Here is a 20,738-nt window from a genome sequence, read left to right as displayed (position 1 = left end):
TACCAGCGTCACCGTACCAGCGTCACGAATTCATAGGCGGGGCGATCGCCCTCCGCGCGATTGTGCACCCGCGCGATCTCATGCCAGCCGGTGAATGCGGGCACCACCGCGTCGCCAACTGGGGATGCATGCACCTCCGTAAGCTCGATACGATCGGCACGATCGAGGAACTGCGCGAAAATCTCCGCGCCGCCGACCACCGTCACATCGCCCGCGCCGGCGAGCGCCAGTGCCCCGGCGACATCGTGCGCGACCTCCGCGCCCGCCGCCGACCAGCCACGGTCGCGGGTCAGCACGATATGCCGCCGCCCCGGCAGCGGCGCGGGGAAACTCTCGAACGTCTTGCGGCCCATTACCATCGGCATGCCCATGGTGAGCGCCTTGAAGCGCTTCAGATCGGCCGGCAGCCGCCACGGCAGCCGTCCGTCGACGCCGATCACACCATTGTCGGCCCGTGCGAGAACGAAGGTTATCATCGACGTTGCCCTAGCCACGACCGACGACGCGGGAAAGCGTGCATCACGGCAGGTCCAGGCGACTCGTCAGCACCCAGCGCGCCTCCCCCTCCAGCCCCAAAGCGGTGAGCCGGCCGGTGCGATAGGCGCCGGTGTCGATCCCGATGCGGTTATGACGGAATTGCACGGTCGGCGCGATGGTGTGGCCGTGCACGACCACGACCCCGTGATCGGCGCGGCTGCCCAGGAACGGCTTGCGGATCCAGCGCAGATCCCGTCCGTCCTGCTGGTCCAGCGGCACGCCGGGGCGGATGCCAGCGTGAACGAACAGATAGTCGCCGATTCGCACCTGCCCCAGCATCGCGCGCAGCAAGGCGACATGCGCCGCCGGGATCGCCGCGCGCATCGCGGCCGGCAACGCCTCCGGATCGTCCCAATACGGTGCCGGGTCGATGCCATAGCTCTCCAGCGTCTGGACTCCGCCGTGCGCGAGCCAGTTGCTGGCGGCCGCGACCTCTCCGTCGATGATCTCCAGCATCATCTCTTCGTGGTTGCCGCGCAGGAAGTGCCGCCGACCCGGTGCATCGCCGCTCGAAAGCAGCTCGATCACCTGCGCCGAGGCGGGGCCGCGATCGACCAGATCGCCCAACAACACCACGTGCACGTGTTCCACCGCGCCGCGCTTCGCACTGTCCTCGCCGATCCAGCCGAGCAACGGCCGCAGCAGGTCGGCGCGCCCGTGGACGTCGCCGATCGCATAGACGCGATAACCCGGGGGCACGCGGGCGCGATGCACCGGCGGCAAGCCCAGCAGGCGGCGAAACGTCATCGTCGCGCGCCCTCGACTCAGCCGAACAGCATCGCGTCGATCCGGTCGAGCACCGGCGCCCCGTGCGCGAACTTGCGTGCGAAATGCGCCGTCGACGCGGCGATCGCCGGAAGGTCGGCCTCGGTCAGCGATTGCGGATGCGCGCCCCCGCCGTTCCATTGCGCGTAACGACGGTTGTCGCGTTCCAGCCGCAGCCCGGGCTCGTTGCACAATACCGTCTGGAAATAGCATTCGTCCGGGCTGGTACGCATGGTCAAATGCCGTTGCAGCCGCAGGTGCTGCGCGGTCGGGTTCAGCAACAATTGCGCGGCCCGGCGGCTGCCGGTGAACCAATGGTCGCCGTAAAAACACGGGAAGGCGCGCGAAAACGGGCGGAGCGGGGTGGCGAACGGCAGATGAACCGTGAAGCGTCCCGGCCGCACCCCCCGCCCGGCGTCGCCGAAGCGGAGCATCGGCAACCACAGTTCCGCGCCCTCGTAATGGCTCCATTTCAGCCGGCGATTGCCGTCGGCCTCGAACTGGTCGAGTTCGGGATTGCGTGGGCCGAACCGTTCGGCCGCGCTCTGCGCGGTATCGCCGATCTGGCGGAAATCGATCAGCGCATCGGCGTCGAGCGCGGCGAGGTCGGCACGCACCGCATCGGCACCGCACACCGGATAATCGGCGGCGCTCATCAGCACGAACCAGTCCGGATCGGCATGATCGCACAGCAGGCGCAGCGCGGCGAGGAAGGCGCGCACCACCGACCATTTGGCCCAGCCGGTGCGAATCGCAGGGTCGACGAAACGGACGTTGCCGGGAAAGGCGTTTCGATCGATCGGGGATTGCGCGGTGTCGTGATGACAGGCGATCGGCGGGTCGCCGTATAGCCGGTTCAGCGTCTGCACGAGCCGCAGCACCTGTGCCGGTTCGCGATGCGACAGGATCACGAAGCCGATCGTCATCGCGTGATTTCCGCTGGCGGAAGCGCGCGGGCGGTGGCGCGGCGGGCGGGCAGGTGATTCGACAGGGCGGCGCTCCGGGTCACGATGATATGGTCTAGTCGCGTGACCCTAACCACTCGCTACCATCGGCGTCGAGCCGAGCGTGCGCCATGCCCCGATGGTCAGCACCGCCGACGGATGCGATCATGACCGCGCGGCAACGAAAAACGGCGGCGTGCCGCGAGGCACACCGCCGTTTTCCGGTTCGCCGCCACCCCCGACGCGCTGCGTCGGAAGCGACGTCGCGATCAGATCGCCTGTGCGAAGCGCACCGACGGGCGGCGACGCATCGCGTAACCGACGACGCCGAAGCCCAGGATCATCAGCGCCCAGGTGCCCGGCTCCGGAACGGCCGTCTCGAAACGGACGTTGCCGGTGTACGTACCGGTGGTACCGGTCAGACGGCCGGTCACCGACAGCTTCTGCGGGTTGGCAGCAGATGCCAGGCCGCCCAGCGGCGAGATCGCCGAATAACCAACGACGTTGTTGCCGCCGTCGAGCACCTGATTGATCTTCAGCGCGGTCCCGTTGAGCAGGATCTCGGTGAAGGTCAGCGTGCCGTCGAACGTCAGCGTGACGGCGCTCGCACCCACCTTGCCGATGTCCGGCACGGTGAACTGATACGTGTCCGTGTAGAACAGGTTCGCATCAACGTTGGACTCGAACTGGTTGTTGTTCACGGTGTTGCCGAACGTGCCCGTGAAAACCCCCGGAGCCGTCTGGTTGAGGCCAACCTCGGCGTTGACCTGCTTTGCGGCCATTGCCGGCGTTGCCATCATCGCGCCCGCCATTACGGCAGCTGCATAAAACTTCTTCATAACCTGTATCTCCCCTTGAACCTTGCGTGACGCCCGTCCGTACCATTTGCGCGACCCCGCCGATCCTGGCGGGAGGTGTGCTCTGAGCCGGAGCCACCGCCGAGTCGATGTATCGCACCTTAACGCTTCGGAAACCATCAAAAAAAATGTCGCTAGTGCTTTATGATTTACGTGTGTGTTCACTGCACTGCTTGGAATGGCCATACACCGTCCAGGCAGGTGTTGAACGCTGTTTAGAAGCCTTGGCTGCAGTGCACCATCAGGGGCATCGTCCGGTTTTGGGACAAGAATCCCCAACGATCGCAAATAAATGTCCGCACCCCTGCGTAGCGCTTATCGGACCCGCCAAGCGCCTTTACGCCGAGCGTGGACGGCCGGCGCGAGGCGCTCCAGCAGTGCGGCGAACACTACGATAACAATGCCGCCCACCTCGAGCAGCCATCTGCTATTCCGGATAGTGTCTGGAAGATCTATTCCCAACCCGGCGTGGTGGAAAGAGGCCGCTCGAAATATCACGTAAGCAACAACCAAGAATAGTCCGAAGATCGCGATGCGCATATTGCAGTGCAGCACGCTCCTGTGCCGCCAGATGACGAACACCAACACTGCCCCCGAAAGCGCCAACGCGGACATGAACGCAGCCTGAAGAGCGCGACGAGCACCGTACCAGCCGCCCGAACGGGCCATATCCCGCGCGACCTGCGTTAAAAACGATTGCAGATCCAGCTGCTTGTTGATTCCCAACGCAAGCATCGTGAGCGCCAGCATGCCCCAGAACGCCCGACTTCGTCCCGAAACTCCTGCCCGCCTCCATCCGGCAAGGCTGCAGCACACTGCTGCCATCAAATAGCCAGCGACGGTGAACCAGCCGATTGCGCCGGGATCGCCGATCCCCGGCGTCCAACGGTCGTTCACCCGCCTCGCTCACGACGCCACACGTGCGCCATGCGGAAAATCCGTGGACCGTCGATCAGATAGCGGCGCCACAATCGCCCGGGTTGCGACGCCAGCCGATGCGCCCATTCCAGCCCGAGCCGCTGGACGATGCGGGGCGCCCGCCGTTGCCGCCCGACAATGAAATCCAGCGACGCGCCGATGCACAACGCACAGCCCGTCGCGCCCCCCGCCGCTGCGATCCGGGCGGCCAGCAGTTCCTGTTGCGGCGATCCGACCGCGATCAACAGAAAGCGCGCGTCCGCCTCACGACCGAACGCGACCGCCGCTTCCAGCGCCGCGGGGTTACGCAGCATCCCCATCGGCGGAACGTGCTGCACGAGGTCGAGATCGGTGAACCGCGTGCGCAGCGCCTTCAGCAACGCGGCATCGCCGCCTATTATGGCGATGCGGTCACCCGGCTGGGCGACCTCCGCGAACAAGCGCACCGTCAGGTCGCTGCCTGGGGCGAGGGGCAGCGTGACGCCGTAAAAACGCGACAGCCGCGCGAGCACCCGGCTGTCGCACAGCACCAGCGTCGCCTGGTGATATGCCTGCCACAATTCGCGCGCCGTCGCCTCGTCCCGACCCGATGCTTCGAGCCGGACGAGATGGTCGACGTTTGGTGTCACGACATAGCGATAGGGGTCGCCGCGGCCGACACGCGCCAGCCACGCGACCGCCGCATCGATGTCGAGCGGATCGAAGTCGATGTTCAGGAACGATCGGCGCGCGGGCGCCGCCGGGAGATCAATAGGCATTCTTGTCGAACGCCAGATTGACGATCGTCTCGACCATGATGCGCAGGTCGAGTCCCAGCGACCAATTGTCGATGTAATAGCGATCCAGCTCGACCCGGCGCTTGGCGCGTTCGATGGTATGGATCTCGCCGCGCAGCCCGCGAACCTGCGCCAGCCCGGTAATGCCCGGCTTTACCCGGTGACGCGCGCCATAGCCGCGCACCGCGTCGAAATAATAGTGATCGCCCACCTTCATGTGCGTGGCGTGCGGGCGCGGCCCGACGATCGACATCTCGCCGCGCAGGACGTTCCACAATTGCGGCAGTTCGTCGATGCTCAGCTTGCGGATCCAGCGGCCGACCGGCGTGACGCGCGGATCGTCCCTGGTGGTGCGCGCCGCACCGCTCACGTCCTGGCGGTCGGTGTACATGGAGCGGAATTTCCACACCATGATCTCGCGGTTGTTGAACCCGAACCGCGGCTGCCTGAAGATCACCGGCCCGCGGCTGGTCAGCTTGATCGCCAGCGCAGTGAGCAGCAACAACGGCGCCAGGAACACCAGCGCCAGCGTCGCCACGACGAAATCCTCCACATCCTTCACGATGGTGTTGCCGTCGCGCATTTGCCGCTGCCACAGCGTCAGCACCGGGATCTGCCCGACGAAGTTGACGCGATAGTCCGGCGCCAGCGCGATCGCCTCACGCGGGATCAGCGACACGTCGATCGCCACGTCGCTCAGCTTCTCGATGATCAGGTCGATGCGCTCGCGGGTCATGTCGGACAAGGCGATCAGCACCTGATCGACCTCGCCCTCGCGCGCCATTGCCAGCAACTCCGGAAAGCCGCCGATAAAAGGCAGGTTGCCCAGCGACCCAGGGGCGGTCGGCCGGGAGTAATCGTCCGCAACCCCGACCAGCAGCAATTGCGGCAACGCCTGCAGATCGAGCATCCGGCACGTCCGCTCCACCGTATCCTGATCGGCGCCATACAGCACCACCCGCTGCCGGATGCGCCCCCCATCGGCCAGTCGGCGCAGCGCCACCCGCAGCACGAAGCGGCTGACGAACAGCGAACCGGTCGCCGAACCGACATAGGCGAGCGTCAGCCCGCGTGAAAACTCGTCGACCAGCCCGAATTGCCATACGATGGCGCTGCTGAGCAGCGCCGACACCAGATAATCCAGCGCCACCGCCGTATCGCCCGATTGCAGCAGCACGAACGACTGGCTGTACACGCCACGCGACTGCCGGATCAGGAAAAATGCCACGCCCGCGATGAAGCCCGCGGCGGTGTGCACGCCCGGCACCACGATCAGGCCCGTACTGACCGTGTACAGGATCACGGCGACGGGAACGCTGACGACAAGGCACAACAGGTCCATGACGAACACCATCGAGGGGATGACGTTCGACGTGAAGCGCCGCCCTTGTGTCGTACGAGAACCCCCCACCCGCCTCTGCTCCATTACGCCAAGATCACCGTCGGTCCGCTTTACCACTGCGAACGGGCTAACCGCTTTTGCTCAACAAATTGCTGCTCGACGTCCGCCAGTTCGTCCGTGCGGCCGGTCTTGACCAGAAACCGTCGCAGGCCGTCGAAGAGCTTCGGCTCGGCTCCCCCGATATCCTCGATCGCCGCACGATACGTATTCTCTGCCAATTGCGGCTGCCCGGCCAGCGCATAGGCGCGCGCCAGTCGCACGCGATCGTCGGCGGATCGCGGCTTGCTGGCGACCAGCCGTTGCGCATCGAACACCGCCGGCCTGCCGCGCCCGGTACGCAGGTACAGGTCCGTGCGCGCGCGCAACGCCACGATATTGCCCTGGTCGAACGCCAGTACCGTACCCAGCAGCTTCAGCGCCTCGTCATCGCGCCCCTGCATCGCCTGCGCCTGCGCCAGCAATGCCAGCGGCGCGGCATTGGCGGCGGTGACGGGCGGCGACACCAAGGGTGCGACCATCGCCTCCGCCTCGTCGGGTGCGCCAGCCATCATCAGGAAATAGGCGTAGCGCATCTTGTCGGCCGGCGACGCCTGCGCTGCAAGTTGCCGCACCTCCGCCATCGCGCGGTCGCGCGGCTCGTACCGCAGCCACAGCCCGAGGATGTCGATCAGCAACCCGCCGTGTGCGCCGCCGCTCGCCATCGGAAAGGTGAGATCGTGCGCTGGCCCGCGTTCACCGAGCCGGTACAGCGTGCGCGCGTAATTCACCCGCAGGGCCAGGTCCTTGGGGCGCAGCGCCAGCTCGTTGCGCTGCGCGTCCTTCTGACCGGCCAGGTTGCCGAGGCGGCCCGACAAATCGCCCAGCGCGTCCAGCGCAGCCGGATCGTCGGGATGCCCGGCCACATAATCGCGCAACAGGCCCAGCGCGGCATCGCCATCCCCGTTGCCGGCCAGCGCACGCGCCTTGAGAATGGTGGCATTCGAATCGTCGGTCCGCGATGCCAGCACCTTATCGGCATGTTGCAGCGCGGCGTCGTAATTGCGCTTGCGCAGCGCGACATAGCCGAGCGTGGTCTGCGGGGCGAGATCGTCGGGGCGAAGGAGCAGCACCTGCCTGGCATAACGCTGCGCATCCTCGGTATGACCGCCGATCACCGCCAGATCCGCCAACGCCTGCAGCACCTGCGGGTTGGTATGGTCGAGTTCGTTGGCGCGGAGATAAGCATTGAACGCGCCGGAATAATCACCGAGCGACAGCTGCACGCCGCCCAGCGAACGCCAGTAATCGGGGTTCGCATCCTGAAGGCTGACGGCCTGCAGCATCGCCAGTCGTGCCATATAGGGATTGTTGTCCGCCATCGCGGTTTCGTACATCGCCGCGAACTTCGCAGCGCGATCCTCGGGCGAACGGCAACCGCCGAGCAACGCCAGCAGCGCCGCCGCCACGATGCCGGCCCCCTTGCCCGTCATACGCTTTATCAAGGCCGCCTCACCCCCGCCTTACCGTTACCGCGCACAAGGATACTGCCCGCCCCCGACAATCTCGTACGTATTTCGTAAGGAAAATGCTGTAAGGCACCTGACGATCGGCGCATTACCCGATAAGGGACGGCCTGGCAAATAATCGAATACCTTGTGCAGGACGGCGTCACTTGCCCTGCACGCGGGCGTGGGGGAAGACATGATGACCAAGCTTTTCTGCGGCATCCTCCTGCTGCTGGTGCAGGCCGCACCGGCGCTGGCGCAACAGCCTGCAGCCGCGCCGCGCGCCGCTGCGGCCTCGGCCGCCGCGCCGAATGCGTACCGGATCAACCCGGGCGACGAACTGGACGTCTTCGTCTGGGGTGAGGAACGCCTGCAGCGCAGCGTGCGCGTCCTGCCGGACGGCACCTTCTCCTTCCCGCTGGTCGGCAAGGTCGATGCGATGAACGCGTTGCCCGGCGAGATCGAGGCGCGGATCACCAAAGGACTCGAATCGCAATATCGCACCGCGGTGCCGCAGGTGACGGTGTCGGTGAAGACCTCGGCCGGTCTGCAATTCTCGGTGCTGGGCAAGGTGCGCAGCCCGGGGTCGTTCAACCCCGGTCGCTACGTCAACGTGCTGGAGGCGCTCAGCTTCGCGGGCGGTCCCGCCGAGTTCGCGCAGCTTGGCAATGTCATTATCATCCGCAAGACGCCCACCGGCGCGCAGGCGATCCGCGTGCGACTGAGCGATGTGATGAAGGGCTCGGTCGCGGACGTGAACAACGAAACCCTGCCGATGGTACGCGGCGGCGACACGGTCATCGTCCCGTGATCGTGCCGTTCACTCATCCGCGCCGCCGGGCGGCGCTGTCGCTGGCGGTCGCGCTGTCGGGTGTATCGGCGCTCCCCGCCGCCGCGCAGGATACGCGGCTGGCCGTCGACGTCTCTGCCGGCGGCAGCTATTCGACCAATCCGTTCCTGATCCGCGGCGACGCGGAAGGTGCGGTGGCCACCGAATTGATGATCTCGCCGCAGCTGACGGTCGTCGACGAACGCAACGAAGCGTCGCTGATCGCTCATTACCGGCGCAGCGACTATCTCAACCGTTACAACGCCGCCGAAGGCTATGGCGTGCAGGCGCAGGCGCGCCGCGCACTGACCTCGACGTTGAGCGCGCGCGCCGACGTGTCCTACGAAAGCTCGATCGTCGGACAGAGCGGGCTGGGCGTGGTCGGCGTCGTCGATCCGAATCCCGGTCCGGACCTCGGCACCCCCGATATCTCGCTGATCGGGCTGAACCAGCGGCAGAACTCTTTGGTAGCCTCGCTGGGTGCGGACTGGCGCTTCGGTCCGCGTGATACGCTGACCGGGCGCGCCAGCGCCAATCGCATCAGCTATGGCGGGGAAAGCGGCGCGTTGCTGTCGTCGCGAACCACCGGGGCGACACTCGGCTACAGCCGCGCCCTTTCTGAACGGACCAGCGTGGGTTTTCAGGGCACGGGATCGTGGACCGACTACGATCGACGCGGCTTTTCCGGTGCGTCCTATTCGCCGCAGGGCACGCTGAGCCACCAGATCGATCAACGCCTGCGGTTCTCGCTCGGCCTCGGCGCGGTCTTCATCTCCTCGACGACGCCGCTGCGCACCACCAAGGCCACCGGGTTTTCCGGCACCTTCGACGGCTGCCGCACCGCCGGACGCTCGGCGCAATGCGTGCGCGCGTTCAGCGACGCGCAGGCTACCGGGCTTGGTGACATCTCCCGGCGCTACGGCGGATCGTTCGATTATTCCTATCGCCTGCGCGAGAACGACGTCCTGCGCGGCATGATCGATTATTCGCGCCTGACCGCCACGTCGGACACGTTGCAGGTGCCGCAGGTCGGATTCCTGAGCGGGATCGTCAGCTACGAACGAAGCTTCACGCAACGGCTCTTCGTCGGCGCATCGGCAGGATACCGGCAGGCGACCGGCGGCGGACTGGGCAACCCGTCCGACCTGACCTTCAGACTTTTCCTGCGAACGAGATTGGGCGACCGTCGGTGAGTGACAGCGTAGATCTGGGTGAAGAACAACCGGCCGCGGGCGGCGGGTTCATCAACTACATTCCGCGAATCCTGTGGGAGCGCAAGTGGCTGGTGATCGTGCCGTTCGTGCTGCTGTCGATCGCGGGCGTGGTGACCGCGCTGGTCCTGCCGCGCGTGTACCGGTCGACGGCGACGCTGCTGGTCGAATCGCAGGAGCTTCCGTCCACGCTGGTCAGTTCGCCGATGAACACGATCATCGACCAGCGGATCGCCAAGATTCGCGAACAGGTGCTCAGCCGCGGCGACCTGATCGAGCTGATCGAGCAGAACGGCCTGTACGAGCGCGAGCGGCGCTCCAAGCCGCTGTCGTCGATCGTGACGACCATGCAGGAGGCGACCAAGCTGCAGGCGGTGAGCGGCGACATCGGTGCCGGGGCCAGCGCGCAGCCCGGCGGCACCAGCACGATCGCGTTCACGATGACCTATGATTACGCCGATCCCGCGAAAGCGCAGGCGGTGATGCAGAGCTTCGTCAGCAGCTTCCTGGAAATCGACGCCACCACGATGGCGGCGCAGGCGAACAACACCGTCGACTTCCTTCAGGATCAATCGGGCAAGCTGACCAGCGAGATCAATCGCATCGAGGCGCAGATTACCGCGATCAAATCGCGCAACGGCGCCGCATTGGCCGGCGGTGGCGTGATGATGGCGCCCAACACGGGCAGCTACAGCGCGCAGATCGCGCAGCTGCAAAGCGAGAACCGGCAGCTGATCGCGCAATCGCGGCGCAGCGGCGGCAAGGACCCGATCGTCCAGCAGGCCGAATCGGCGCTGGTGGCGGCACGCGCGGTATTCGCCGAAAGCCATCCGGACGTGGTCCGCGCCAAGGCTCGCCTGCAACAGGCGCAGGAGATCGCCGCGGCGCAAGGATCGACCTCCGACACGACGCTGATCCAGGGCCAGATCCAGGCGAACAACGCGCAGATCGCGCAGCTGGAGCAATATCGTGCGCAGGATACCGCGCGCGCCGCGGCGGGCATGGCCGCCCAGGCACGCGGCCCGGCGTTGCAGGAAGAGGTTTCGCAACTAGAGGCGCGTGCCGCAGGGCTGCGCGACCAGCTTCGCGAAATTTCGGGCAACGTTTTGCGCGCGCAGAATTCCGCACGCATGGCGCAGGAACAGAAGGGTGAGCGGCTGACCGTGGTCGACCCGCCTTCCGCCCCCGACAAGCCGGTGTCCCCCAATCGCCTGATGCTGATCGGCGGCGGCATCGGCGGCGGGCTGGGCCTGGGGCTGGTACTCGCGCTGGCCGTCGAGTTCCTGTTCCGCCCGATCCGCGGCGTGGGACAGATCCAGGGACTGGGGCTGGAGCCGCTGGCGCTGGTGCCGACCTTCACGCCGGACTTGCCGCCGGGTGAGAAACCCCGCCGTCGCTTCCGCCTGCCCGCGTGGCCGCGGCGTCGCCGCAAGGCCGACGCGCCGCAGGGGGCGCTGTGATGACCGAGGTAGTGATGACGAAGATCGCCGACGACTTGCGGCCAGACGCATCGATCCCGACCTTGCAGGAGGCGCGGCAATTCGAATGGTCCACCGCGCTCGCCAAGCAACGCGGCATCTACGGGTTCGACAGCCGCGACGTCCGCTCGCGTCCGTTCAACATGCTGCGGTCGCGGCTGTTGAAGCTTCATCGCAACAAGGGCTGGCGATTGTTCGGCATCGTGTCGGCGACGCCGGGCGTGGGCAAGTCGTTCATCGCGACCAACCTGTCCGCGGCACTGTCGCGCACCCCCGGGATCGACACGACGCTGATCGACCTCGACCTGCGCCGCGGCTCGATCGCGTCCAATTTCGGCATCCCGGTCGAACGCGGCATGCGCGACTATCTGGAAGGAACCGTGCCCGCGCTTTTCGACCTGGCGATGCATCCAGAGGGTGAGCGGCTGGTGATCCTGCCGACCGACAATGCCGCGGCACGCTCCGCGGAATTGTTGTCGTCGTCGCGCATGGATGCGGTCATCGCGGCGATGCGCGCGCGGCCAGCCAACAGCATGTTCCTGTGCGACCTGCCGCCGGTGTTCGCCAACGACGACGCCACCATCGTCACCACCAAGCTCGACGCGTTCATCATGATCGTCGAGGAGGGGCGCACCACGCGCAAGCAGATCCAGGATGCGTTGCACGTGCTGGATCAGGCACCCTGCGCCGGAGTCGTGCTCAACCGCTTCGACGGCGGGCTGCTGACCGACAATTACGGCTATGGCTATGGCGCGGGCTACAGCGACTATTACAACAAGTGATCCGGCGTGCGGGCGCCCGGCCGGGCGCCCGCCGCTTCACCGCAGCACCTTCGCCGCATCGACCAGCTGCACATCGTGCATCTGATTGAGATAGGCTTCATAATAGCCCTTGTGCGAGGCCCCGACGATGGCGAGCAACCGCGTGCCGGGATGCAGTGACAGCACGTCGCGCACGTTGGCGACCATGCGCAGGTTTCGTACTTCCCAATAACCGAGATAACCGCGGCCGAACCGTTGCGGCGAAGGCTCCAGCAACGCCGCGCCGAAATCGCTGCGGTATGCCAGCTCCTGCGCCGCGGCCGTGTTGTAGCCGCGGTACAAGGACAGCATACCGCCCGGCACTGCCAAACCCGCCTCCAGCGGTGCCAGTATCGCCCGCCGCCGCTTGCCCGCCGGATTATCCCAGACGCGGGTGATCGCCGTTTCATACGCTTTCTCCAGCGCGGGCGGCGTCGGGAAGTCGGCGCTATGGTCGTCCACGCTGTAGAGGCGCTCCAGTCCCAGCCGCGCAGCCAGCGCCGACCCGACCCATTCGGTTTCGCTCGGGCGCGTCCGGCGCCGCGTCAGTTCGGCGATCATCGCGGCGTCGAGACCGTCGCCGGCGCGGCGCTCCCCGCCCGACAACCGCAGCCATTGCACCATCGCCGAGCCCGGCTCCCCAGCCGCCAGAAACAGCGCGGCGAGCCGCCGACGTTGTGCCGCGGTCGGGGCGGCGGGCCAGTCGCTGAGCATCCGCTCCGCCGCCGCCGTCGCCGCCGGCACGTCCAGGCCGAGCGTCTTGCCGAAGGCGTCGGTATCGGGGCAATAATCGAGCGTGCCCTGTTCGTACCGCGCGGGATAGCGGCGCAGCGACTCGCACTGCATCCCCGACAGATTTTCGGTGGCGATCGCTTCAGGTCGCCATGCCGACAACCGGTTGAGCAACGGCGTCAGCGCGTCGGAACGAAGCGTCTTGTACGAAGACAGGTGGGGGCTGCCCAGCACCAATACCTGGTTCGGCGGGCCAGGCGGCGGCCCCTTGAGTCGGTCGGGGCGGAAAACGGGCCGGTAGTCCTGCGCGCCAGCCAACGACGTCATCCCGGCGAGGAGGACGATCACCCCGCCCCGCATCACCGCTCCGATCCGCATCGTCTTTCCCCAAAACCAAAGGGGTGTATTACTCATGCAACACGCGAAGAGGCAAGCACCGCCTGATCCGTGGCGAGCCGGCTGATCGCCGGCCCGCCCGGTGCCGTTACTTCTTGGTGGCGCCCGCCGCCGGGGTGGCGCCAGCGGCCGGGGCATAACCCGCCTGATATTCGATCTTCGCCTTTGAACGGAGCTGCTTGACCTCATCCGTCAGTCCGGTGCGCGTGTTCTGCTGACGCAGCGCACCCATCGCGGCCTTGCGCATGTCCTCCTGCGACATCGTCACCGGCTCACGCGCGACGATCACGTTGGCGAACAACTTGCCGTTCGCGGGCAGCACGAACGGCTCGGTCGGCGGCAATGCGAAGATCCGCTTCAGCGCCTCGGGCGGGACGCTGGCGGTGTCGAGGCGTCCGCTGGTGCGCGTGAACGGGATCTTCAGGCGGGTCAGCGTGGCCGCCACGGCATCCAGCGAATGCGCATCGGCCAGCGGCGCCAGCACCTTGGGATCGGACGGCGCATCAAGCGCGATCTGCTGCAATGCGAGGATCTGGCGCTGCCCGAACGCGTTGGGGTTCTCGGCGATGAAGGCGTCGACTGCGGCCTGATCGGGCAGCTTCTGGCTGCCGGCCTGCCGCTCCGCATTCATCGCGATCAACAATTCGTCGTTCATCAGCCGTTGGCGGCTGAGAAACTCCGGCGACTTGTCGACGCCGTTCTTGCGCGCTTCCTGCGCGAGCAGGCGGCGATCGATCAATCCCTGCAACAGCTGCTGGCGCGCCAGCTTCTGGTCGGCACTCGGCGGCACGTTCGCGCGCTGCAGCTCGCCGTTGAGTTCCCCGGCCGAGATTTCCTCGCCATTCACCACGGCGACGCTCTGTCCGGTGGCCTTGCGATCGCAGGCCGCCGTCACCAGCGACAGTGCGGTCATCGCAAGCAATGCACTACGCTTAAACATATACTACCCCCTCGATCGATAAGGCACCGTTACTAGCACCGCCTGAACAAATCCTGTAGTGCTTCGGTGCGGGATATGGGAACCTTTGAATGGAAACGGTTTACGATTGGGTCACGTTGGCCATTTTCGCCGGCCTCGTCGTGCTGTTCCTACAGCGGTCGATGTCCGACGATCGCCAGGATTCGATGATCGCCTACATGGCGGGTGCGGCGATGTGCGCGTTGGCCAATTATCTCGGGAACGAGGGTCATGACCTGCTGGCCAGCGCATTGATCGTCGCCAACCTCGCTTTCATCCTGCTGGTCCTGAAGCCGATCGACCTGCCCCGCCGTTCCTGATCGCGCGGCCGGCGCGACGGCGCGCACGGCGAATGTCAGCGCGCGTCGATGTCGAGCATCCGGCGCACGTCCGGTGCGACCTGCGCGAACATGTCGCGCACGAATTCCGTCATCGCCGCCATCCCGGCAGCGCGATCGCTCGTCAGCGTCGACACGCGCACCAGCACCGCGTCGGGCACATCGCCCTTCAGATTGGCCCGCGCCACCGACCAGCGTTGCCGCGCCCAGGTGGTGGGCATGTCCTCGCCCACCCGCGTCCAGTACAGGATCTGCTCGCTTCGATCGTCCGACTGCGCCGAAATGGCGGTCGCATCCAGCGTGCTGCCGGGCAACTGCACCGGCATGATAGCGCGCTGCGACAGAGTGAAGCCACCCGCCGGATAGCAATATTCGGGACGGTGGACCTGCAATACCCCCGTCTGCCCGCCGCTTTGCGCGATCAGCAACATGATCGGCAGCGAATTGGCGGCGAGGTACACGCGGGTCAGCAGCTGCGAATAGAGCGCGTCCGACAATTGGTCCGCCGGGGGCACGACCAGCCCGCTCTTGGAATAGAATTCCCACTGACCGATCCGGTTGGGGATCAGCTTGTCGAGCTTGCGGCTGCCCAGCAGGTCGATGTGGTGGCGCGGCACGCGCGCCGCCGCCACGCCCGCAGTCAGCAGAAACGCACCGCCCAGCATCGCGCGGCGGCGGTTCAGCATCGGGCCGTCGAAGCGGTCAGTCGTCATCGCCATTCCCCAGCGCGCGGCGCAGCGGCGTCGCCAGCCCGTCCAGCGCGAAGATCGTAAGTACCGAGATCAGGAACATGACCAGCCCGGCGAAATCATGCGCGAACCCCTGCGCGACCGCATCGCCGAAATAATAGGTGATGAGGATCAACAGGATCACGCGAACGAAATTGGCGAATACCGCAATCGGCACGATCGTCAGCATCAACAATGCGGCGTAGCGCCAGTTGGCGCGGTGGCGGACATAGACGTAGAACAGGCAGATGGCGGTCAGGCTGATGATCGAGTTCAGCCCGGCGCATGCCGCCGCGACCAGCAGGTCGTATTGCGCGATCTGGATCGACACCCCCGAACTGCCGATCGGGTAGCCCAGCGCATGAAGCAGGTTCACCGCCTGCTCCGAGATCATGATCTTGATCGGCTGCGTGATGATCGCCACCAATTGATCGGGTGGCGGGAAGATGAAACCCAGATAGAGCAGCGGGAACCACAATTCACGCAACACCGCGCCGCCGAACAGCAGATAGCCGGTGCCGAGCAGCGCGCCGTACAGCGCAAACCCCTCGACCTCGATGATCCCGGTGATGCGCGCGATCATATAGGCCAGCAGGCATCCAAGAACGAATGCCGCACCCAGCAGGCCGTTACCGGGCGTCCGCAGCGCAAGTGCGGCGGGCACCTCGCGCCACATCAGCCACAGGCCGGTGGCGAGCACCAGCGGGCCATGCCCACCCTGTTCGGTCGACCAACTGACGCGTGCGATGGTCATCATGGTCGGCACGGCCAGCGCGACGATGCCGACGATCAGCAACCACGCGGCGGCGGACAAGGCCGGCCACCGCAGCGGAGCGCGCCGTTGCACCGGCCCGCCATCCGCGGCCTCCCGTATTCCGACGGCTTCGTTATTCACCTTTTTCTATTCCGACGCGCGGGCACAATCCGAGCTGGCACCGGCGCCCCTTCCGGCTTCCCCCATGTAGACAAGCCCATCCTCCCCTGCAACCGACGCGACACCGCGCCGGCGGCCGGACGCTCCCGCGACGGGACGGCGGCTTCTTGCGCCCGGGATCGTCAAGGTCCGGTAAACTGCGGGCATGGCATGGCGATTGCGCGCGCCACCGCCTACAGGCACCACGCGGGCAAGGGCGAAGGAACGGGGCGTGTCGACAATGCAGGTGATCGCGACGATCGCGGCGGTGATGCTGGCCATCCCGCTGGTGTTGATGACCGCGACCTTCGCGGTCGAGGTGATCGCCGGCCTGCGCGCCGCGCCGTCGACGCCCCTTGCCGACGGCGCGCCGCCGCCAGCGACGGTGATCGTGATGCCCGCCCATGACGAGGGCACGATCATCGCCGGCACGCTGGCGCGCCTGTTGCCCGAACTTCCCCCGGCCTGCCGGGTGCTGGTGGTTGCCGACAATTGCGAGGACGATACCGCCGCGGCCGCGGAGCGCGCCGGCGTGGAGGTGCTCCGCCGCAACGACCCGGCGCGGCGCGGCAAGGGTTATGCGCTGGCCCATGCGCGCGACCATCTCGCCGCCGCACCGCCCGCGGTGGTGATGGTGCTCGACGCCGACGGCGCGACCGATCGCGACTCGCTGGTCGCGATGGCGCGTGCCGCGTCGCAACGGCCGGTGCAGGCCGTCAATCTGCTCAGCCCCGACCTGTCCGCCGCGCCGATGGTGCAGGTGTCGAACTTCGCGTTCGTCATCAAGAATCTGGTGCGCCAGCGCGGGCTCTGGCGGCTGGCGGGACGCGTGAACCTGACCGGAACCGGCATGGCCTTTCCGTGGCCGGTGTTCCGCGATGCCGGACTGGCGACCGCCGATATCGTCGAGGATCTGGCGCTGGGGTTGGAACTGGCGCGGCGCGGGCTGCTGCCGCGCTTCGCCGCCGACGCGACGGTGTGGAGCGCAGCGAGCAGCGCGGAGGGCACGCTGAAGCAGCGGACGCGCTGGGAAGGCGGCTTCATCGCCACCTCGCGCACCCGTGCGCTCCCCGCGATCGGCGCGGCGTTGCGCGCGCGCGATCCCCGCGCGTTGTGGGCGGGACTCAGCCTCGCGGTGCCGCCGCTGACGCTGCTGTTGCTGCTGGACGGGGCTGGGCTGGCGGTGCTGGGCCTGTTGATGCTGGCGGGTGCGTCCGCCGCGCCGGCGGCGCTGCTCGGGGGCTTGCTGGCGCTTTCACTGGCAGCGCTGGTCGTGGCGTGGATGCGGGTCGGGCGGCCGTTTCTGTCGGGTGGCGCCGCTGCGCGACTTCCGCTGTACGTGCTGTGGAAGATCCCGTTGTACCTGGGGCTGGCGCGCAAGCGGCCGACCGGCTGGCTGCGCGCCGGGCGCTAACCCGTGGCGACGGGCGCGCGACGACGCTCCAGCCGCTTGCCCAGGTCGATCATCGGCTGTTCGAGGCGCGTGGTCGACAGGTGCGCGGCGGCAAAAGTCACCGCGAACAGCAAGGGACGCTTCGCATAACGAACGACCTTGTCGCCGCTGCCCAGCCACGTCGCCGACAGCATCCCGTGGAAGACGTACAACGCATAGGAGATTTCGGCGATGTAGCGCGCCGGACGCGAGCCGAACAGCCGCTGCATCCACGCCGGCGCGGCGACGATCGACGCGCCGACCGTCGCGGCCGCGAAATACGGGCGGAGATAGCCGAACGCGCCGGTCGCATCATGCGCGGACGCGATGGTTGCCGCCAGCAGCAGCAACGGCAGCCATTGCGGCCACGCACGTTCCCGTCCCCCATAACGGGCATGCAGCAACGCGAGCGTCGCACCCGCCAGGATCTCGTCGACGCGCTGCCAGGTATAGATGCTCATCACCGCGCCCTGCAGAATTCGCACCACTGTCACGCCGACGCACAGCACCGGCAGGACGCGCAGCCCCCGCACGCCGCACGCCGCGACCAGCAACGCGATCCCCAGATAGAATTGCACCTCGACGCACAGGCTCCACAGATGCTCGCCGCCGTGCAGCAACCGGGTGGGCGGCAGGTTGGAGAAGAACAGGACATTGGCCAGCGCGGTCGTCGCATCGGCGCGGGTCGCCACCACCAGCGCCAGCATCGCCGCCCATGCCAGCGGGAGGATCCGGAAGAGTCGCCGGATCAGGAACGCCCGCACGTCCGGCCGGTGGAGCAGGAATTGCGTGATGAGGAAGCCCGACAGCGTGAAGAACAGCGCCATGCCGGTCGCCGCGACTGCGCCGTTCATCGCGAAGCGCGCCGGCCCCAACGGCAACAGGTGCCCGGCGAGCACCAGCAGGATGCTGAGCGCACGCCAGCCGTCGAGGATCGCGATCCGCTTCATCGTGCGGTTTCCATATCAATGTTTGCGGGTTGCGTAACGCGTCCTTAGTAGCCGTCCGACTAACGCTTCGTGATCGCAGCGCAACAGGCAGAGCAGGGGATTTGAGCGGAATGGCCCGGAATTATCAGTCACGTAAGCGCGTCCTGGTCACGGGTGGCGCGGGCTTCCTCGGCTCGCACCTGATCGACCGGCTGCTGGAGCGTGGCGACGAGGTGGTGTGCGTCGACAATCTGTTCACCGGCGCCAAGCGCAACATCGATCATCTGCACGGCAATCCGCGCTTCGAGTTCATGCGCCACGACGTATGCTTCCCGCTCTACGTCGAGGTGGACGAGATCTACAATCTCGCCTGCCCGGCCTCCCCGATCCATTATCAGTACGACCCGGTCCAGACGACCAAGACCAGCGTGATCGGCGCGATCAACATGCTGGGGCTGGCCAAAAGACTGAAGTGCCGCATCTTCCAGGCATCGACCAGCGAAGTGTACGGCGACCCGCACGTCCATCCGCAGAAGGAGGATTATTGGGGCAACGTGAACCCGATCGGCATCCGCTCGTGCTATGACGAGGGCAAGCGCTGTGCCGAGACGTTGTTCTTTGATTATCACCGGCAGCTGGGCGTGGACGTGAAGGTCGCGCGCATCTTCAACACCTATGGTCCGCGGATGCATCCGGCGGACGGGCGTGTCGTCAGCAACTTCATCATGCAGGCGCTGAAGAACGAGCCGATCACACTGTACGGCGACGGATCGCAGACCCGTAGCTTCTGCTACCGCGACGACCTGGTCGAGGGTTTCCTGAAACTGATGGACAGCGAGCCGGATTTCCCCGGCCCGGTCAACATCGGCAACCCGAACGAGTTCACGATCCGCGAGCTGGCCGAACTGGTGATCGAAATGACGGGTTCGACCTCGACGCTCGATTATCGCCCGTTGCCGCAGGATGACCCGATGCAGCGCCAGCCCGACATCACCCTGGCACGCGGCAAGCTCGGCTGGGAGCCGAAGGTGCAGCTACGCGAGGGGCTGGAACGCACGATCGACTATTTCCGCGACTTCGTGGCGTAAGTCCGTCCGTCGTCCCGTCCTCCGGCACCGGTGCCGGAGGACGGGACGAGGATCAACGCGACGCGGCGATCACTTCCTCGAAGAACGCGCGATATTGCGCGGCTACGCGGGGCCAGGCGAAGTTCGCGGCGCGCGCTACCCCGCGCGGCACCAATGTGTCGCGGGCGGCGATCGCCTGACCCAGTGCGCGCGCCACCGCGACGGGGTCCTGCGTGTCGAGCAGCACCGCATCCTCACCGACGATCCAGCGCAGCCGTTCCGAGTCGTGCCCGACCACCGGCGTGCCGCAGCCCAGCGCCTCGATGAAGACGTTGCCGAACGATTCCTCCTTCGACAGGTGCAGGAACACGTCGGCCGACCGGTACAGCGCCGGCATCTCGGTCGCCGCCACCGTCAGGCGGCGAAAGCGACCGGGCAGCAACTCCCCCGCCAGCCGGTCGACCGCATCGCGTTCAGGCCCGTCGCCCGCCACCACCAACTGCGCGTCGGGCAGGTGGCTGACGGCGCGCACGCCGTCGGCGACACGCTTCGACGGGATCAGCGCGCTGACCATCAGCACGATCGGCCCGCGTTCCGGCAAGCCCAGCCGCGCACGTTCCGCCGCCCCGGGAATAAAGCGCGTCGCATCGATGCCGTTGGGGATCAACGCGCAGCGCCGGCTATCCCGATTGTGCGCGAGGTAATCGGGGTTGGTGCACACCAGTCCCTCGCAGCCGAAGGTGCGATATTCGGCGTCGTTCGACACCGCCGGCCAATCGCCGTTCTGCGTGACGAACACGTGCGGCGGGCGACGGCCGCCCAGCACCGGGCGGCGCAGAACCCAATTGGTGAACGGGAAGGAACAGGTGACCGTCACGTCATGGTCGGCGGGGCGATAAGCGCGCAACAGCCCCGGGGCGAAGGTCGCCTCCTCCCACCCCGTCTCGCTACGCAGCGCGGGCACGCGCGGCATCCGCTCCAGCCGCTCGCGTCGTACCGATCCGGCATGGACGAAGCGGTACGGCGTGCCGGTGCGCGGCTCGCCCGACCCGATCACCGTCACCTGCTCGCCCGACCGACCGAGTTCCGTGGCCAGCGACAGCAGCGCGATCTCCGCGCCGCGTTCGAAGCGGTGAAACCCGGGCAGCGCGAACAATATGCGCATCGTCATGTCCTTGTGTCGCGCCATCGCTGGCGCAGGTGTCGCACGGCGCCTCGAATTTAACGCCTGCGGTGCTAGAGAG

21 protein-coding genes are annotated in these 20,738 nt (G+C 66.7%); 7 read left to right on the top strand and 14 right to left on the bottom strand.

The annotated features are described in order from the left end of the window. Window positions 1-8 precede the first annotated feature (8 nt). From ASE95_RS12220 to ASE95_RS12185, 8 genes are all read right to left on the bottom strand, one after another. The gene (locus ASE95_RS12220) at window positions 9-476 is read right to left on the bottom strand and encodes a dihydrofolate reductase (RefSeq protein WP_056636562.1); all 468 of its coding nucleotides are present in this window, start codon (window positions 474-476) and stop codon (window positions 9-11) included. Between the two features lie 43 nt (window positions 477-519). Continuing rightward, complete coding sequence (locus ASE95_RS12215) at window positions 520-1,284, bottom strand: metallophosphoesterase (protein ID WP_056636560.1); 765 nt, start codon at window positions 1,282-1,284, stop codon at window positions 520-522. A gap of 17 nt (window positions 1,285-1,301) precedes the next feature. Further along, window positions 1,302-2,228 carry a beta-1,6-N-acetylglucosaminyltransferase gene (locus ASE95_RS12210; RefSeq protein ID WP_056636557.1) on the bottom strand — a complete coding sequence of 309 codons (927 nt, stop codon included), beginning with the start codon at window positions 2,226-2,228 and terminating at the stop codon, window positions 1,302-1,304. 287 nt (window positions 2,229-2,515) lie between these two features. Then, complete coding sequence (locus ASE95_RS12205; protein ID WP_162234692.1) at window positions 2,516-3,058, bottom strand: FxDxF family PEP-CTERM protein; 543 nt, start codon at window positions 3,056-3,058, stop codon at window positions 2,516-2,518. Between the two features lie 360 nt (window positions 3,059-3,418). Then, entirely contained in the window at window positions 3,419-4,000 is a 582-nt protein-coding gene (locus ASE95_RS12200; protein ID WP_156348025.1) for a hypothetical protein, read from the bottom strand. Beyond that, the gene (locus ASE95_RS12195; RefSeq protein ID WP_056636552.1) at window positions 3,997-4,779 is read right to left on the bottom strand and encodes a WecB/TagA/CpsF family glycosyltransferase; all 783 of its coding nucleotides are present in this window, start codon (window positions 4,777-4,779) and stop codon (window positions 3,997-3,999) included. The genes ASE95_RS12200 and ASE95_RS12195 overlap by 4 nt, the downstream gene beginning before the upstream one ends. After that, window positions 4,769-6,208 (bottom strand): undecaprenyl-phosphate glucose phosphotransferase, encoded by a 1,440-nt coding sequence (locus ASE95_RS12190; RefSeq protein ID WP_235528300.1) that lies wholly within the window; start codon window positions 6,206-6,208, stop codon window positions 4,769-4,771. The genes ASE95_RS12195 and ASE95_RS12190 overlap by 11 nt, the downstream gene beginning before the upstream one ends. A gap of 41 nt (window positions 6,209-6,249) precedes the next feature. Further along, window positions 6,250-7,668, bottom strand: a complete 1,419-nt coding sequence (locus ASE95_RS12185) for a tetratricopeptide repeat protein (RefSeq protein ID WP_056636549.1) — start codon at window positions 7,666-7,668, stop codon at window positions 6,250-6,252. Between the two features lie 214 nt (window positions 7,669-7,882). Between ASE95_RS12185 and ASE95_RS12180 the strand changes: the two genes are divergently transcribed. From ASE95_RS12180 to ASE95_RS12165, 4 genes are read left to right on the top strand one after another with little or no spacing between them, the layout of a single operon-like run. Then, window positions 7,883-8,494, top strand: coding sequence for a polysaccharide biosynthesis/export family protein (locus ASE95_RS12180; RefSeq protein WP_056636869.1), 612 nt, complete (start codon window positions 7,883-7,885; stop codon window positions 8,492-8,494). Beyond that, window positions 8,491-9,705, top strand: a complete 1,215-nt coding sequence (locus tag ASE95_RS17945; RefSeq protein WP_056636547.1) for a hypothetical protein — start codon at window positions 8,491-8,493, stop codon at window positions 9,703-9,705. Before ASE95_RS12180 ends, ASE95_RS17945 begins: the two co-directional genes overlap by 4 nt. Further along, window positions 9,702-11,183, top strand: a complete 1,482-nt coding sequence (locus ASE95_RS12170) for a GumC family protein (RefSeq protein ID WP_056636545.1) — start codon at window positions 9,702-9,704, stop codon at window positions 11,181-11,183. The genes ASE95_RS17945 and ASE95_RS12170 overlap by 4 nt, the downstream gene beginning before the upstream one ends. After that, complete coding sequence (locus ASE95_RS12165; RefSeq protein ID WP_156348023.1) at window positions 11,183-11,983, top strand: CpsD/CapB family tyrosine-protein kinase; 801 nt, start codon at window positions 11,183-11,185, stop codon at window positions 11,981-11,983. Before ASE95_RS12170 ends, ASE95_RS12165 begins: the two co-directional genes overlap by 1 nt. A gap of 36 nt (window positions 11,984-12,019) precedes the next feature. Here the strand turns inward: ASE95_RS12165 and ASE95_RS12160 are convergent, their stop codons facing one another. Continuing rightward, window positions 12,020-13,111 carry a DUF5694 domain-containing protein gene (locus ASE95_RS12160; protein WP_056636540.1) on the bottom strand — a complete coding sequence of 364 codons (1,092 nt, stop codon included), beginning with the start codon at window positions 13,109-13,111 and terminating at the stop codon, window positions 12,020-12,022. 106 nt (window positions 13,112-13,217) lie between these two features. Continuing rightward, window positions 13,218-14,069 (bottom strand): SurA N-terminal domain-containing protein, encoded by an 852-nt coding sequence (locus ASE95_RS12155; protein WP_082450115.1) that lies wholly within the window; start codon window positions 14,067-14,069, stop codon window positions 13,218-13,220. An 89-nt stretch (window positions 14,070-14,158) separates the two neighbouring features. Between ASE95_RS12155 and ASE95_RS12150 the strand changes: the two genes are divergently transcribed. Beyond that, on the top strand, window positions 14,159-14,407 hold the full coding sequence (locus ASE95_RS12150; protein ID WP_056636536.1) for an XrtV sorting system accessory protein: 249 nt from the start codon (window positions 14,159-14,161) through the stop codon (window positions 14,405-14,407). A gap of 35 nt (window positions 14,408-14,442) precedes the next feature. On the opposite strand, the gene epsI is transcribed toward ASE95_RS12150, so the two are convergent. Both epsI and xrtV read right to left on the bottom strand, forming a co-directional pair. Then, window positions 14,443-15,138 carry an exosortase-associated protein EpsI, V-type gene (gene epsI / locus ASE95_RS12145; RefSeq protein WP_162234691.1) on the bottom strand — a complete coding sequence of 232 codons (696 nt, stop codon included), beginning with the start codon at window positions 15,136-15,138 and terminating at the stop codon, window positions 14,443-14,445. Continuing rightward, window positions 15,128-16,048 carry an exosortase V gene (gene xrtV, locus ASE95_RS12140; RefSeq protein WP_235528299.1) on the bottom strand — a complete coding sequence of 307 codons (921 nt, stop codon included), beginning with the start codon at window positions 16,046-16,048 and terminating at the stop codon, window positions 15,128-15,130. The genes epsI and xrtV overlap by 11 nt, the downstream gene beginning before the upstream one ends. 259 nt (window positions 16,049-16,307) lie before the next feature. Between xrtV and ASE95_RS12135 the strand changes: the two genes are divergently transcribed. Then, a complete protein-coding gene (locus tag ASE95_RS12135) occupies window positions 16,308-17,480 on the top strand; it encodes a glycosyltransferase family 2 protein (RefSeq protein ID WP_056636531.1) in 1,173 nt (390 codons plus the stop codon). Here the strand turns inward: ASE95_RS12135 and ASE95_RS12130 are convergent. Next, complete coding sequence (locus ASE95_RS12130; RefSeq protein ID WP_082450114.1) at window positions 17,477-18,448, bottom strand: acyltransferase family protein; 972 nt, start codon at window positions 18,446-18,448, stop codon at window positions 17,477-17,479. The two genes, ASE95_RS12135 and ASE95_RS12130, sit on opposite strands and share 4 nt — an antisense overlap. Before the next feature lie 110 nt (window positions 18,449-18,558). Between ASE95_RS12130 and ASE95_RS12125 the strand changes: the two genes are divergently transcribed. Next, the gene (locus tag ASE95_RS12125) at window positions 18,559-19,515 is read left to right on the top strand and encodes a UDP-glucuronic acid decarboxylase family protein (protein WP_056636529.1); all 957 of its coding nucleotides are present in this window, start codon (window positions 18,559-18,561) and stop codon (window positions 19,513-19,515) included. A 52-nt stretch (window positions 19,516-19,567) separates the two neighbouring features. Here the strand turns inward: ASE95_RS12125 and ASE95_RS12120 are convergent, their stop codons facing one another. Then, entirely contained in the window at window positions 19,568-20,659 is a 1,092-nt protein-coding gene (locus tag ASE95_RS12120; protein ID WP_056636861.1) for a glycosyltransferase family 4 protein, read from the bottom strand. Window positions 20,660-20,738 lie beyond the last annotated feature (79 nt).

The organism is Sphingomonas sp. Leaf231 (assembly GCF_001421995.1).
In the GTDB taxonomy this organism is placed as follows: Bacteria; Pseudomonadota; Alphaproteobacteria; order Sphingomonadales; family Sphingomonadaceae; genus Sphingomonas.
Note: the sequence above shows the minus strand (reverse complement) of the source record. Positions and strands in the feature narration are given on the sequence as shown.